We start from the raw sequence: 14,805 nt of genomic DNA, 5'->3' as shown, positions 1-14,805 counted from the left end.
CTAAAGTAACCGACCATTTCTTTTTATACTGATATTTTGTTAAGCTACAAAGCTTTTCGCTTTCTCAAGCGCCCTGTCAATCCCGGTAACATCCTTACCGCCCGCGGTAGCATAAAATGGCTGACCACCGCCACCGCCTTGTATCTCTTTGGCCAATTCGCGTACTATGGTGCCAGCGTTCAAACCTTTATCTTTTACCAGGTTCTCGGCTATCATAACCGTAAGGCTTGGCTTGCCATCAATATCGGCAGCCAACACCAGGAACAGGTCGCTTACTATATCCTTAAGGTTATAAGCTAAATTCTTGATAGCATCGGCATTAGGCAAGGCCACTTTTTGGGCGATGAAGTTGATGCCGTTAATATTCTCGGCTGTTTTGGCCAGATCATCTTTTAAACCGGCAGCTTTTTCAAGTACGCTTTTTTCAAGTTCTTTTTTCAAACCTGCATTCTCGCTGATCAGGCTTTCGATGCTCTTAGTAATATCCTTCGGATTTTTAAGCAACTCTTTAAGCTGATTGATCAACAAGCTTTGCGCATTAATGTAGTTCTCGGCAGCGATACCGGTAATGGCTTCGATACGACGAACACCGGCAGCTACGGCACTTTCGCTGGTTATTTTAAAGAAGCCTATTTGGCCGGTTGCTTTTACATGCGTACCACCGCAAAGCTCCTTGCTAAAGTCATCATCAAAAGTAATAACACGTACAAAATCGCCATACTTTTCGCCGAACAGCGCAGTTACGCCACTATTCAAAGCTTGCTGATAAGGCACGTTCCGTTCTTCTTTCAGGGCGATGTTCTCGCGTATTTTGGCATTCACTATGGCTTCTATTTGTGCCAATTCCTCATCAGTTACCTTTGCGAAGTGCGAAAAGTCGAAACGCAGATAATCGGCATTAACTAATGAGCCTTTTTGGTTTACATGCGAGCCTAATACCTGCTTAAGCGCGGCATGTAATAAGTGCGTAGCCGAGTGGTTGCTCTCGCTGCTTTGGCGTAAAGCCGGCTCCACAATGGCTGTTAGCGCATCGCTTATGCCCTCGGGTAAGGTATCGGTAAAGTGTACGGTCAAACCGTTCTCTTTCTTGGTATCGGTTACATAAACAATCTCTCCATCCGGAAAAACAAGTTCGCCCTTATCACCAACCTGGCCACCACTTTCGGCATAGAAAGGTGTTTTATCTAAAACTATCTGGTATTGCTCCTTACCTTTAGTCGTTACCTTGCGGTATTTTATCACATGGGCAACAGCCTCGGTTTCGTCATATCCTACAAACTCAACGGCGTCGTTTTGTTTTAATACAACCCAGTCGCCGGTATCAATGGCGGTGGCAGCACGGGAGCGAGATTTTTGCTCTTGGAGAGCAACTTCAAAACCCACCATATCAACAGCCCAGCCTTTTTCACGAGCCATCAACTCTGTCAAATCAATAGGGAAACCGTAAGTATCTGACAATTCAAATGCGTGTTTACCATCTACTTTGTTTATATGATTTACATGAGTTTGTGAACCATCTTCATGTACAGTTGTTTGTCCGAGATAAGGCACAGAAGTAATTTCGTTGAATCTCTTGATACCAGATGAAAGCGTTCTCAAAAATGCAACTTCCTCCTCTTTTACCACCTTCTGAACAAAATCCTTCTGCTCCCACAATTCATCAAACACACCTTTAAATTGCTCAGCCAATACAGGCACTAATTGATTGATGAATGGATCTTTAAAGCCTAAGTATTGATATGAGTAACGCACTGCCCTACGTAATATCCTGCGGATAACATAACCGGCCTTGTTGTTTGATGGCAATTGTCCGTCGGCAATAGCAAAGCTGATAGCACGAATGTGATCAGCTAATACACGCATGGCAACCGCTTCGTTCCAACCTTCCTCTCCCGATTTTGCGGCAGCGTTATATTGTTTACCACTTTTATCAGCAATAAACTGAATCAGTGGTTGAAAAATATCCGTATCGTAATTTGATGTTTTGCCTTGCAGAACACGCACCAAGCGCTCAAAACCCATACCGGTATCTACATGCTTGGCAGGTAATTGTTGCAGCGAACCATCTTTTAAACGGTTGAACTGCATAAATACGTTGTTCCATATCTCGATCACCTGGTCGTGGTCGGCATTCACTAATTTAGCGCCATCCACCTCGGCACGCTCGTTATCCGGGCGACTGTCAAAATGGATTTCTGAACATGGGCCGCATGGACCGGTTTCGCCCATCTCCCAAAAGTTATCCTTTTTATTACCGGGCAATATATGGCTCTCGTCAACGTATTGTTTCCAAAGTTCCAGCGTTTCGGTATCTGCTTCAAGGCCTTCTTTGGCATCGCCCTCAAAATAGGTTACATAAAGCCTATCCTTGGGTAATTTATATACTTCGGTCAGCAGCTCCCAGCTCCAGGCTATGGCATCTTTTTTAAAGTAGTCGCCAAAACTCCAGTTACCCAACATCTCAAACATAGTGTGGTGATAAGTATCAATACCCACTTCTTCCAGATCGTTATGCTTGCCTGATACACGCAGACAACGCTGCGTATCAACCACGCGTGAGCTTTTCGCCGGGGCCTCGCCTAAAAATATATCCTTAAACTGGTTCATACCCGCGTTGGTGAACATCAGTGTAGGGTCGTTTTTAACTACAATAGGTGCCGATGGCACAATGGTATGGCCTTTAGATGCAAAAAAATCAAGAAAAGCTTTGCGTATCTCGTTAGCTGTCATGTATACTGAATATTTTTGGAGTGCAAAAGTAATTATTAATCGGTTTATTGTTGCCGAATTTATGTGTTTAATATAAGGTTGCGTGTTTAATATGGCCTTACGTAAAAAATACCTATTTTTGCAGCCTTTAATAAAAACACCTTTTTACTATGAGCATTGCGCTATCCGAACAGGAAATTTTACGTCGCAAATCGTTACAGGATCTACGCGATTTAGGTATTGACCCCTACCCGGCTGAGGAATATAAGATCACTGCATGGGCTAAGGACATTAACGAAAATTTTAGCAGCAACCCTGATGCCTATAAAGAGGTAACCATTGCCGGCCGTATCATGACGCGCCGTATCATGGGCAGCGCATCGTTTTTTGAGATACAGGATACCACCGGTCGTGTACAGGTTTATATAAAACGTGATGACATTTGCCCTGACGAGGATAAAACTTTGTACAATACCGTATTTAAAAAGCTGCTTGATATTGGCGATTACGTTGGTGTTAAGGGCTTTGTTTTCCTGACCCAAACCGGCGAAATATCAGTACACTTACAGGAGCTTACCATCCTTTCAAAATCGCTTAAACCGTTACCGGTAGTTAAGCGTGACGAGGATGGCAATATATATGATGGATTTACCGATCCTGAGCTGCGTTACCGCCAGCGTTATGTGGATTTGACCGTTAACCCGGAATTTAAACAGATATTTATCAACCGCTCAAAAGTGATCAGCACTATGCGTAATTATTTTAACGCGCAAGGCTGGATGGAAGTTGAAACCCCGATACTGCAATCAATACACGGCGGTGCCGCAGCAAGGCCTTTCATGACGCATCATAACACGCTGGATATGCCTTTGTATCTGCGTATTGCTAATGAGCTTTACCTGAAAAGGCTGATCGTAGCGGGTTTTGATGGTGTTTATGAGTTTGGCAAGATGTTCCGTAACGAGGGTATGGACCGCACGCACAATCCGGAGTATACCGCTATGGAAATTTACGTAGCCTACAAGGATTATGTATGGATGATGGGTATGTTGGAAGAATGTTTGGAAACTGTTGCCAAAGCCGTACATGGTATTACTAGCGTACAGGTTGGCGCTAACGAGATCAACTTTGCAGGCCCGTACGAAAAGCTATCCATGTATGATTCTATTTTGAAATACACCGGCATCGATGTATCGCAAATGGATGAGGCCGGTTTACGTAAGGTATGTGCCGACCTGGCTATTGAGGTGGATGAATCAATGGGTAAAGGCAAGTTGATCGATGAGATATTCAGCGCTAAAGTTGAAGCCAACCTGATACAGCCAACCTTTATTACCGACTACCCTATCGAAATGACCCCGCTTGCTAAAAAGCACCGCAGCAAGGATGGCCTGGTAGAGCGTTTCGAGTTGTTTGTTAATGGCAAAGAAATAGGTAACGCTTATTCAGAATTAAATGACCCGATAGATCAGCGTGAGCGCTTTGAGGAGCAATTGATATTGGCCGGTCGTGGTGATGAAGAAGCCATGGCTATGGACGATGACTTTTTACGTTCGTTAGAATATGGTATGCCGCCAACATCAGGCCTGGGTGTTGGTATTGACCGTTTGGTGATGCTGATGACCAATCAAAGCACCATTCAGGAAGTATTATTCTTCCCGCAGATGCGCCCTGAAAAGAAAGCAAAAGTGGCTTCGGTTGAAGATTTTGTAAACATTGGCGTTACTGCCGAGTGGGTGCCGGTATTGAATAAAATGGGCTTTAACACCATTGAAGAACTAAAGGCAGCCAACCCTAACAAGGTATTCAACGATCTTGGAGGCATGCGTAAAAAAATGAAGCTTGATATTGCTATGCCATCCAAAGATGATGTGATGGCTTGGTTTGCATAAATATTCTGAACCTGAATTTGTAGAATTTAGGAATTAACAGACTGAATGATGTTAAGCTATAATTTGTAGTTCAGGATACATCTTTTTATAAACTTAAGGTACAGCAACACAGCAAATTTCTTTAATAAATTACTGTGTTGCTGTACCTTAAATTTTTATTGATAACATATCTTTAACGAAACCTTAAAATTCATAAAACTTTCGTATTAAAACAGTTGTTTAATTTTATGGTTAACTACTTTAAAGAAGAAAGATTATGACTGGTTCAATCCTTGAAATAACGGAAAACGAATACCTGATAAAATTAAATAAGAGCACATTTGACTTGTCGCTTATCAGGAATATTCTGAAAATGGTTGAGGTTTCAAACCCAACGGAAGATGATTTTAGTTTCCCTGACAGACGCTACATGCCGGTACAAGGCAGTTCAGCAGAGCCGGGTTACTTTAGCACTATCGACGAAAAATAAAAAGCGATACATTATTTGTACCGCTTTTCTTTTTCGTCAATTTTTTTGTTTTGTTTAGAATTGGCGGTAACCACCACGTACCACCTGTTGCTTGTCCATTTGCGCCATTTGCGCTTTCATCATCTTTATCTGATCGGCAAGTAACTTATTCTTATCATCCTTAGCGGCTTCCTGTAAATACATTTGCGCTTCGCGCTTGTTACGTTTTGCCATGGCAATACCTGCAAGACTGATCTTAGCGAGCGCGATATTGTGCGACATGCCCATGCCCAGCGTAAGCGCCTTTTTAAAGAATTTCTCTGACTTTAACGGTGCCTTGCGCGATTCGATCAAGCCTACCAGCAGGTTATAATAACCGTGTTGCTTACGGTGCAATTGCTTTTCGTAATCGGTGATCTTGCCAAGCCACTGTTCGGCTTTTTCGGTATTTTCTTTACGCAAAAAGAATTGCGCTATGATCATGTTCTCATTAAAAAAGAAAGTTAGCAGCACCATGCCACCAAATAAAAATACAGGTATGCCCCAGCCCCAAAAGCCAAACCCACACAAGGTTACACCTGCACCCATAATAACACATGCTATTACTAAGCGAACAATATTTGACATAATTTGTAAAATAACAATTTGAAGCGCAAATATCCGTTTATTTGCACTCTTAATCAACATCTGCAAACAATATTTATGGCGATAGATTTAGAGCCTTCGTGGCTGAATGTTTTAGGCGGCGAATTTCAGAAGGATTATATGGTTAAGCTGCGTGAATTTCTGAAAACTGAAAAGGAAACCGGGCAAAAAGTATATCCTAAAAACAGCGATATATTTAACGCCTTTAATACTACTCCCTTTGATAAACTGAAGGTGGTTATATTAGGGCAAGACCCATATCATGGCGTTAATCAGGCACATGGATTATCATTCTCCGTACAAAAAGGCATCAATCCGCCGCCATCATTAAAAAACATTTATAAGGAGTTGGTTACCGATGTACCGGGCTTTACCATCCCATCGCACGGTGAACTTACCGAGTGGGCCGAGCAAGGCGTGATGATGCTCAATGCTACTTTAACAGTGCGTGCAGGCAGCCCGGGCTCACATCAAAAAAAAGGCTGGGAGCAATTTACTGATACGGTGATCAAAACCATATCCGACCAAAAAGAGGGCATCATATTTTTACTATGGGGCAAATTCGCGCAAGCAAAAGCTGAATTGATAGATGCCGGTAAACACCACATCCTGAAAGCAGCCCACCCCTCTCCCTACTCCGCCGACAGCGGTTTTTTTGGTTGCAAACATTTTTCAAAAACAAACGAGATATTAAGCAAAGAAGGCAAGCAACCTATTAACTGGCATATTAGTGGTTAGTGGTTAGTGGTTAGTGGTTAGTGGTTAGTGGTTAGTGGTTAGTGGTTAGTGGTTAGTGGTTAGTGGTTAGTGGTTAGTGGTTAGTGGTTAGTGGTTAGTGGAGAATAGCTATCGAGAACTTTGGTTTTATATTATTTCAATTATCTATTAGAATTTAGAGCTTAGTTTTTAGAATTTATAATAAATAATAAGGCCCGCATGTAGCGGGCCTTATTATTTATTATGCGTGTTTTGTTTCAATTATATGAGGTTCGGTTGGCGCATCTTCATCATGCTTTTTACCGGCAAGCCTGTCTTTGATACGGGTACGTATCAGGTATAAACATGGCACCAGTATCAGCGTGATGATGGTCGCGAAAGCCAAACCAAATATCATCGTCCATGATAGCGGGCCCCAAAAAGCTACGTTATCACCACCAAAGTGAATGTGCGGCTCAAAGGAGGTAAATAATCCCACAAAGTCAATATTGAAACCTACGGCCAGCGGTATCAAACCTAATATTGCCGCTGTAGCGGTCAAAATTACAGGAGTCATACGGGTACGGCCAGCCTCAACCACGGCATCATGCAGGCTCATACCTTGCTCAAGCAGTAAGTCGGTAAACTCAACCAGCAGTATACCATTACGTACCACCACACCAGCAAGGGCTATGATACCTACACCCGTCATTACGATGGTAACCGTCATACCGAAAATGCTGATACCGAGGAATACCCCGATTATACTGAACAATATCTCGCTGATGATGATAAAGGTTTTACCGATGGAATTGAATTGCATCATCAGGATAACCAATATCAGCATAAATGATATTCCTAAAGCTGTCATCAGGAATGTCGCGGCTTCTATCTGATCTTCCTGACCGCCGGTTTGACGTACAACGACTCCCTCCGGCAATTTGTAGTTGCTGATAGATTGCAATATTTGCTGGTTAACCTCATTGGCATTAAAGCCTTTAATAACGTTTGAGCCTAATGTGATTACCCTGCGTTGCTGTTTGTGCTTAATATTGCTATAGGTGTTTTTATACTGAATATCAGCAAAGGCCGAGATAGGCACCTGCCTTACAGTACCACCGGTAGCCATATCGCGATAGGTTATCTTTAAGTTGCGTATCGCGTCAATATCATGACGTTGCTCCTCTTTGGCCTGTACGTTTATCTCGTAATTATCCTCAGTAGTGTTACGGAAATCGGCAGCTTTAGCACCATAAATGGTAGCCCCCAAGGCCTGAGTAATTTGCCCTGTACTGATTCCCTCACGATTAGCACGCTCACGGTTTACGGCAAAAACTATCTGTGGTTTATTATCCTGTACATCTGGCATTAACTCCTCAATACCGCCTATGTTTTGTTTAACAATATAGTTTTTAAGCTGAACGGCGGCTTTGGTCAACGTATCCAGATCATCGCCAACTAACTCAATACTGATATCCTTTTGTGTTGGAGGGCCTCCGTTCTCCTGCGCTACCGATATTTGCGCACCTGGCACAACACCTCGTACAGATTTGCGTATTTTTGCCAATACCTCTTTTGTATCAGTACCATCACGCTCGCCAAACTCAACAAAGGCTACAGTTATTTTACCCTTGTTCGGATAATCGCCCTGGTCTTCATCCTGCGGATCGGTAACGCTTACCGTAACGTTTGATATTATGGACGATACGATGTGCTTGTACGGCTCAACTGTAGATGCGACTCGTTGCTCAAGCTTGCGGGTAACCTCGTTGGTAAATGCCTGATCGGTACCGGTAGGCATCGTGATATATACATAAGCAAAGTTAGGGTCGGCTTGCGGGAAGAACTCCACCTTTGGCGACCGTACAACCATGAAGCCAATGCTTAAAAAGAACAGTACAATAATACCCAGCAATATTTGCCATGGCCTGCGTACCGCCTTTTCTATCATGCGGCCGTACCAGTTTTGAAAACTCGGCCAGGCGTTTTTTTGGAACTTGTCGATCCATTTTATAAGCACAAAATGATTAAGCAAGTATAATAATGCCGCAAAAACCACAAAATTTCCAAGCCCAACATTAATCAGATAGCCTAAAACAGCTATAATACCCATCACAATTAGTACCCGTTTAACTGTACGGTCAAACTTCGGATTATCATGTTCACCCTCAATGTGTGGCTTCATAAAATCGACCGCGAAAACCGGGTTAATGATGTAGGCCACCAATAATGATGCAAGCAGCGTTATGATAAGCGTGATAGGCAGGAAGAACATGAAATGCCCTATCAAACTATTCCAAAATGCTAATGGCACAAATGGGGCCAACGTGGTCATGGTACCTGAGAATACAGGCAGGAACACTTCGCCCGCGGCTATTTTGGCAGCTTGTTTAATAGGTACCTTACCATTATCAAAAATACGGTGTGTATTCTCAATCACCACAATGGCATCATCCACCACAATGCCCAGCGCTAACAGGAAGGAGAACAGCACGATCATGTTCAGCGTAAAGCCAATGGCCGGCATAACCAAAAACGCTATGAAACATGATAACGGTACCGATAAGGCCACGAATATGGCATTGGTTGTACCCATAAAGAACATCAGGATAATGGTTACCAGCACGAAACCGATAATGATGGTATTTACCAGATCATTAATAGTTACACGTGTTTTATCACTCTGATCACCGGTTACGGTAATATCCAGTCCTTTTGGGAACTCGCTCTTTTGTTTTAGTTCGATGAGTTGATTGATCTTGTCCGACGCCTCGATCAGGTTCTCACCTGATCGCTTGCTGATGTTGAGCGTAATTACATTTTTAAAGTTCTTTTGCTCATTGGTTTTTAAGCGGGCATAACTCTCCTGCTCGGCAAAGCCATCCTTCACCTCGGCAATGTCGCGCAGGTATACGGCTCGGCCTGTTGGGTTACGGATCACCATGGCGGCAACTTCCTCGGCATTTTTAAAATCCTGCCTGATGTCTACACTCCTGCGCACACCATCCATCTTAATGGTACCGGCCGATGCGATGATGTTTTCACCGCCAATAGCGTTAATGATATCGCCATAACCTATTTGCGCGGCCGTCATTTTGTTGATATCAACATTGATCTCAATTTCGGGCTTAAGCGCGCCCACCGTCTCTACCTTTGATATCTCCTTGTAACTCTCTATCTCATCCTTCAGATTATCGGCATACTCCTTCAACTTTTTCAGATCGTAATTACCCGAAAGGTTGATGTAAAGTATGGGTAAGTCGGCAACATTGATGTCAGATATTGAGGACTCCTTAAGGTTATTATCATTTTGGGGCAAATCGGGCTTGGCTTTATCAACCGCCTCTTTAACATCCTGCTTGGCATCGCGTATATCAACATTGGCATTAAATTCAGCCGTAATTACCGATACGTTAGGCAACGAGTTGGATGTTACCTTTTTTAAGCCTTTGAGTGATTTTAATTGCTTTTCTATCTGCCGGGTTACCAGCAGCTCAATATTTTCGGGCGATTGGCCAAGGTATTGCGTGGTTACAAATACCTTTGATTGGGCAATATCCGGAAAATTCTCTTTCGGCAATGTAACGTAGCTCACCAAACCCAACAGGGTTATGATGAATACCAGCACATATATTGCCGTTTTATTATCAATAGCCCAACTGGATGGGCCGAATTCTTTTTCAGCATCTTTCATAACAGACCGGTTTAGTGTTTATTAGTTTACGCCCTGTAATATTTTCACCTTGTCGCCATCCTCAATATCGGCGGCGCCTTCAACAACTACCTGGTCGCCCGCTTTAAGGCCCGATAATATCTCGGCCTTACCGCCGGATACAGCGCCTTGTTTGATTGTTTTTTGACGGGCAACGCCATTAACATTTACAAAAACATAATCGCTGCCTTCTGATTTTTGAACTGCCTTTAACGGGATAGCCAAGGCATTAGCCTTAGTATAATCGGCTATTTTAAGTACGGCCGTCATGTTTGGGCGCAGACTTTTGCTGTTAGGTAACTTTACCTCTATCGGGAAACTACGTGATGTAGGGTCGATAGCTTTAGCGGCGAAAGTTACTTTGGTAGATAATGAATCCTTTATATCCGGAAAAACGATTTTTACATTGTTACCGGTGCTTACGCTTGCCGAGTATGACTCGGGTACGTTAGCCTTAACTTTCAGTATCTCATCATTAACTATCTGGATACCGCTACCCTGCTGACCAGGTGAAATGGCTTGCCCCAATTTCAGATCCATCTGATCGATAGAGCCATTGATAGGCGATTTAATACGGTACTGATCTGACTGGCGTTTTAATGCCGAAAGCGCCTTTTCATCAGCCTGTAAAGTAGTTTGAGCTTGAAGATATTGTACCTCGGTACCAATCTTTTGATCCCACAGGTTTTTTTGGCGTTGAAATAAGGTACGTGATAATTCAGCCTTTGCTTCGGCCTGTGCTATTTGCTGTTGCAATACCACATTATCTAATTGAACAAGTACCTGCCCTTTGCTTACATGCTGACCGGGTTTTACATAAATAGCGGTAATAGTGCCCGGTGCCTGCGAAAACGCGGTAACGTTTTCCTGCGCGTCAATACGTCCTTGTATCTCTACATAGTTATTGAACTGGCCGGGTTCAAGTTTGTAAACGGTAACATCCATAACCTTTGCCGAATCGTTACCACCAACCTCTGCCTGTAATTTGGCTACTTTTGAATTAAGCTCAGCCTGCTGTTTTTTCAGTTCGGCAAGCTCCGTTTTTTTATCCTTTTTACCACCGCACGATGCCAGGAACATCAGGGCGGCTATATATATTAAATTCTTCATTTGTTGCGTGTTGTAATGTGAATGATTTAGTTTAAACGTCCGTATGCTTTATCAAGATCAACCTTGCTTACAAGTACATTGTAAAGCGCTTGTATGTATTGGTTATCGGCGCTTTCAAGTTCATTTTGTGCTTGCGAAACCTCAATGCTTGACCCTACACCTTGCTGATACTTTATTTTGGTGACACGTAAAACCTCAAGTGCTAATTCACGGTTGCTACGTTGATTGTTAAGCGATTTAAGGCCGTTTATATAAGTTATGTTAGCTGTATTAGCTTGTAACATTAAAGCATTCTTTAAATTATGCAGATCATTCTGAGATTTGAGCACATTGATCTTTGACTGCCTTAATTGATTGGTACGCTGACCTCCGCTGAAGATCGGCACGTTTAGGCTCAATCCTACAAAGCTGAATGGATAGTTGTTATTGAATAAACGACTAAAATTATTCTCATAAAACGAGGTGGATAAATTACCAAATGCCGACAGCGAAGGAAGGAAACGAGCCTTCTTTTCTTTCATATCAAATTCATTTAGTTTTTTATTGGTTTCGAGCAAGCTGTATTCTATCCTGTTGCGGTAAAAGGCAGTATCAGTAACAGCCTCGGGCTTGTCACTAAAATTAACGCTCTCCAACTTGTCAGTAAGTATTAGCTGCTCATCTACAGGCATGCCCATTTGGAATTTGAGCATTTGGTTATAGATAATAATGCCTCCTTCAACATTTTCGCGATTGGTTACCAAATTGTTGTATTGCACCGCTAAACGGTCAACATCTATCTTTTCTACAAATCCTTGTTTATTTTGTTGCGTAGTTTCGTCAAGCTGTTGTTTTAACTGTTTGATGTTGGCATCATACAATTTGATCTGCTCGTAACTTACCAGTACCTGGTAATAAGCCTTAGTTACGTTGGAGTTGGTTTCGATCTTGGTACGGGTAAAGCTTTTTTGAGAGAGCTCCTTAAATACTTTAGCTGATTGTAGTCCAACTAAAAAAGTACCATCAAACAATAACTGTGTGGCTTGTACAGTGAGGGTTGTGCTATACTTCACCGCAAACCTCAGCGGAACTAACTCGCCCGGCCTCCCAAAAAAATCACCTGGAGCTACCTGAGCCGGAACCCTAAAGTAGTCCTGAAATTGGGCCGAACCATTTACCTGTGGCAACCCTATGCCAATGGTTTCCTTTACCTTATATTCGGCGCTCTTAACATCTAACGCGGCATTTTTTACCGAATCCTGGTGTTCATAAGCGTAATTAATGCAATCAGCCAGACTAAAGCTGTGTGCCGTGCTATCTCTCGGCGGCGATTGCTGCGCGAACCCGTTTGACCACCACAGGCAGCCCAACAAGCCCATTAAAAATTTACCCCTTTTGTTCATGTATATATAGTGATTGATGTATTGCTATTTTGTTTTTCATTGCAAATAACCGCACGGGGCCTGACAGCCCTATGTCAGCAGTTAATATTGCGGTATAATATTTTTACAATATTGCTCCAACAGTTTGTAGCCCTCAAGTGTACATACGCCAAAATTGAAGTGCTCCAAAAACTGGTACTGCACTTTCCAGCTATTAAATTCCGACGTTGGGAACAAGCGGGTATCAAACCCCATCTCAACCTGCGCTACCCGCATGCGGGCTATTATGCGCACATCTACCTCGGGGCGTATATAGCCTTGCTCCTTGCCCTTGGTTAGTAATTCTTCCAGTTTTTCAACTAAAAACTGACCTTTAAAGCCCTTAAATAATTCCCATCCTTCGGGATGATATTTTTGCAGATCGTGTATGGCTACAGGGTTTACCTGTGATAATATCTCGCCTGAGCATTTCATCATGTCGAGCATTTGTTGTACCACGTTACCTTCGCTTTTCATGATCTTATTAATCTCATTAATATCTTCTTCGAGTTTTTTGCGTACCAGTTTTATTACCAGCTCATTCTTATCCTTATAAAATTGATAGATGGTTTTTTTTGACATGCCGAGGTGGCGGGCAATGTCGTCCATCGTAATACTTTTAATGCCCGAATGCAAAAAAAGGTCTTCAGCTCCTTGTAATATCCTGTCTGCCTGTTCCATAACGTCAGCAAAACTAAGGAAACGTTTTTTGAATATATAGTTTCCAATGGTTATCAAATTGTCAAATAGTTGCCTATTTATTCAATTATTGGTTTTACGAGTGTCGTGTTAACTGTGTTTTAAAAATGGTATCTTTGCCAAAAATTCATATATACTATGCAGCTAAACGCTTTATCAGCAATATCACCTGTTGACGGCAGGTACCGCAATACAACCGCAGGCCTTGCCGCTTATTTTTCTGAATATGCTTTAATTAAATACAGGGTATTTGTTGAGATAGAGTATTTTATAGCATTATATGAACACCCGTTACCTCAGTTAGCTGATTTTGACAGATCATTATCTGATAAACTACGCGACATATATAAAAGTTTTAGCGAAGCTGATGCTGAGAGCATTAAGCAAATAGAAAAGACCACCAACCACGATGTTAAAGCGGTTGAATACTTCATCAAGCAAAAATTTGATGAGTTGGGCATTGAGCAATACAAGGAGTTCATCCACTTTGGCCTTACCTCGCAGGATATTAATAACACCGCTATCCCGTACTCATTCAAATTGGCACTTGTTGAAAGCTATTACCCTGCTATTACAGAATTGGTTGATACGCTTAAAGCTTACGCTTCCGATTGGCAAAATATACCCATGCTGGCACATACGCACGGGCAACCAGCCTCTCCAAGCCGTTTGGGTAAGGAGATCAGTGTATTTGTTGAACGTATAGAAAAACAATTACAGCAGTTGCAACAGGTGCCTTTCTCAGCCAAGTTTGGTGGTGCTACAGGCAATTTTAACGCGCATAATATCGCTTATCCGGCTATCGACTGGAAAGCCTTTGGGAATAACTTTGTAGATAACATTTTAGGATTAAGCCGCTCGCAATACACTACACAAATAGAGCATTACGATAATTTCGCTGCTCAATGCGATGCGCTGAAACGCATCAATAACATTCTGATCGATCTGGATCGTGATATGTGGACCTATATCTCCATGAATTACTTTAAGCAAAAGATCAAGGCCGGCGAAGTTGGCTCATCAGCTATGCCACATAAGGTTAACCCTATTGATTTTGAAAATTCGGAAGGTAACCTGGGTATAGCTAACGCATTATTTGAGCACTTAGCGGCTAAGTTACCAGTATCTCGCCTGCAACGCGATCTTACTGATAGCACAGTATTGCGTAATATAGGTGTGCCTGTGGCTCATACATTGATCGCCATAAAATCGACAGTTAAAGGTTTAAATAAACTATTATTGAACGAGGCCGCCATTAACGCCGACCTTGAAGCTAACTGGGCAGTAGTAGCCGAAGCTATACAAACCATACTACGCCGCGAGGCCTACCCTAACCCGTACGAAGCGTTAAAGGAACTTACCCGTACCAATACCCATGTAAATGCGGAAACTATAGCTGCATTTGTTGATACGTTGGATGTAAATGATAGTGTGAAAGCTGAGCTTAAACAGATAACGCCATCGAATTATACGGGTATTTAAGTGTATCGTCAA

General features: G+C 42.4%; 10 protein-coding genes. 4 read left to right on the top strand and 6 right to left on the bottom strand.

Going from position 1 to position 14,805, the window contains the following annotated elements:
- Positions 1 to 39: 39 nt before the first annotated feature.
- The gene (gene alaS, locus IM792_RS04045) at positions 40 to 2,730 is read right to left on the bottom strand and encodes an alanine--tRNA ligase (protein WP_194100490.1); all 2,691 of its coding nucleotides are present in this window, start codon (positions 2,728 to 2,730) and stop codon (positions 40 to 42) included.
- A 149-nt stretch (positions 2,731 to 2,879) separates the two neighbouring features.
- On the opposite strand from alaS, the gene lysS reads away from it, so the two are divergent.
- Together lysS and IM792_RS04035 are read left to right on the top strand one after the other, a co-directional pair.
- On the top strand, positions 2,880 to 4,601 hold the full coding sequence (gene lysS, locus IM792_RS04040) for a lysine--tRNA ligase (protein WP_194100489.1): 1,722 nt from the start codon (positions 2,880 to 2,882) through the stop codon (positions 4,599 to 4,601).
- A 256-nt stretch (positions 4,602 to 4,857) separates the two neighbouring features.
- Positions 4,858 to 5,070 carry a hypothetical protein gene (locus IM792_RS04035; RefSeq protein ID WP_194100487.1) on the top strand — a complete coding sequence of 71 codons (213 nt, stop codon included), beginning with the start codon at positions 4,858 to 4,860 and terminating at the stop codon, positions 5,068 to 5,070.
- A 54-nt stretch (positions 5,071 to 5,124) separates the two neighbouring features.
- Here IM792_RS04035 and IM792_RS04030 read toward each other — a convergent pair whose 3' ends face one another.
- Positions 5,125 to 5,676 (bottom strand): DUF2892 domain-containing protein, encoded by a 552-nt coding sequence (locus tag IM792_RS04030; RefSeq protein ID WP_194100485.1) that lies wholly within the window; start codon positions 5,674 to 5,676, stop codon positions 5,125 to 5,127.
- 75 nt (positions 5,677 to 5,751) lie between these two features.
- Here IM792_RS04030 and ung point away from each other — a divergent pair, with 75 nt between their 5' ends.
- Positions 5,752 to 6,432, top strand: a complete 681-nt coding sequence (gene ung, locus IM792_RS04025) for a uracil-DNA glycosylase (RefSeq protein ID WP_194100483.1) — start codon at positions 5,752 to 5,754, stop codon at positions 6,430 to 6,432.
- A 220-nt stretch (positions 6,433 to 6,652) separates the two neighbouring features.
- Here ung and IM792_RS04020 read toward each other — a convergent pair whose 3' ends face one another.
- From IM792_RS04020 to IM792_RS04005, 4 genes are all read right to left on the bottom strand, one after another.
- Positions 6,653 to 10,084 carry an efflux RND transporter permease subunit gene (locus IM792_RS04020; RefSeq protein ID WP_194100481.1) on the bottom strand — a complete coding sequence of 1,144 codons (3,432 nt, stop codon included), beginning with the start codon at positions 10,082 to 10,084 and terminating at the stop codon, positions 6,653 to 6,655.
- A 21-nt stretch (positions 10,085 to 10,105) separates the two neighbouring features.
- Positions 10,106 to 11,212, bottom strand: a complete 1,107-nt coding sequence (locus IM792_RS04015; protein WP_194100479.1) for an efflux RND transporter periplasmic adaptor subunit — start codon at positions 11,210 to 11,212, stop codon at positions 10,106 to 10,108.
- A 26-nt stretch (positions 11,213 to 11,238) separates the two neighbouring features.
- On the bottom strand, positions 11,239 to 12,594 hold the full coding sequence (locus IM792_RS04010) for a TolC family protein (RefSeq protein WP_228084921.1): 1,356 nt from the start codon (positions 12,592 to 12,594) through the stop codon (positions 11,239 to 11,241).
- An 81-nt stretch (positions 12,595 to 12,675) separates the two neighbouring features.
- Positions 12,676 to 13,293 (bottom strand): TetR/AcrR family transcriptional regulator, encoded by a 618-nt coding sequence (locus tag IM792_RS04005; protein WP_194100478.1) that lies wholly within the window; start codon positions 13,291 to 13,293, stop codon positions 12,676 to 12,678.
- Positions 13,294 to 13,449: 156 nt separating this feature from the next.
- On the opposite strand from IM792_RS04005, the gene purB reads away from it, so the two are divergent.
- Positions 13,450 to 14,793 carry an adenylosuccinate lyase gene (purB, locus tag IM792_RS04000; RefSeq protein ID WP_194100476.1) on the top strand — a complete coding sequence of 448 codons (1,344 nt, stop codon included), beginning with the start codon at positions 13,450 to 13,452 and terminating at the stop codon, positions 14,791 to 14,793.
- The last annotated feature ends 12 nt before the right edge of the window (positions 14,794 to 14,805 follow it).

Source organism: Mucilaginibacter sp. JRF (assembly GCF_015223065.1).
Lineage (GTDB): Bacteria > Bacteroidota > Bacteroidia > Sphingobacteriales > Sphingobacteriaceae > Mucilaginibacter.
This window is presented reverse-complemented; position numbering and strand designations above follow the sequence as displayed.

Coding starts and splice junctions, on each gene's coding strand:
- alaS (WP_194100490.1), bottom strand. CDS start 2,730: ATGACAGCTAACGAGATACGCAAAGCTTTTCTTGATTTTTTTGCATCT.
- lysS (WP_194100489.1), top strand. CDS start 2,880: ATGAGCATTGCGCTATCCGAACAGGAAATTTTACGTCGCAAATCGTTA.
- IM792_RS04035 (WP_194100487.1), top strand. CDS start 4,858: ATGACTGGTTCAATCCTTGAAATAACGGAAAACGAATACCTGATAAAA.
- IM792_RS04030 (WP_194100485.1), bottom strand. CDS start 5,676: ATGTCAAATATTGTTCGCTTAGTAATAGCATGTGTTATTATGGGTGCA.
- ung (WP_194100483.1), top strand. CDS start 5,752: ATGGCGATAGATTTAGAGCCTTCGTGGCTGAATGTTTTAGGCGGCGAA.
- IM792_RS04020 (WP_194100481.1), bottom strand. CDS start 10,084: ATGAAAGATGCTGAAAAAGAATTCGGCCCATCCAGTTGGGCTATTGAT.
- IM792_RS04015 (WP_194100479.1), bottom strand. CDS start 11,212: ATGAAGAATTTAATATATATAGCCGCCCTGATGTTCCTGGCATCGTGC.
- IM792_RS04010 (WP_228084921.1), bottom strand. CDS start 12,594: ATGAACAAAAGGGGTAAATTTTTAATGGGCTTGTTGGGCTGCCTGTGG.
- IM792_RS04005 (WP_194100478.1), bottom strand. CDS start 13,293: ATGGAACAGGCAGACAGGATATTACAAGGAGCTGAAGACCTTTTTTTG.
- purB (WP_194100476.1), top strand. CDS start 13,450: ATGCAGCTAAACGCTTTATCAGCAATATCACCTGTTGACGGCAGGTAC.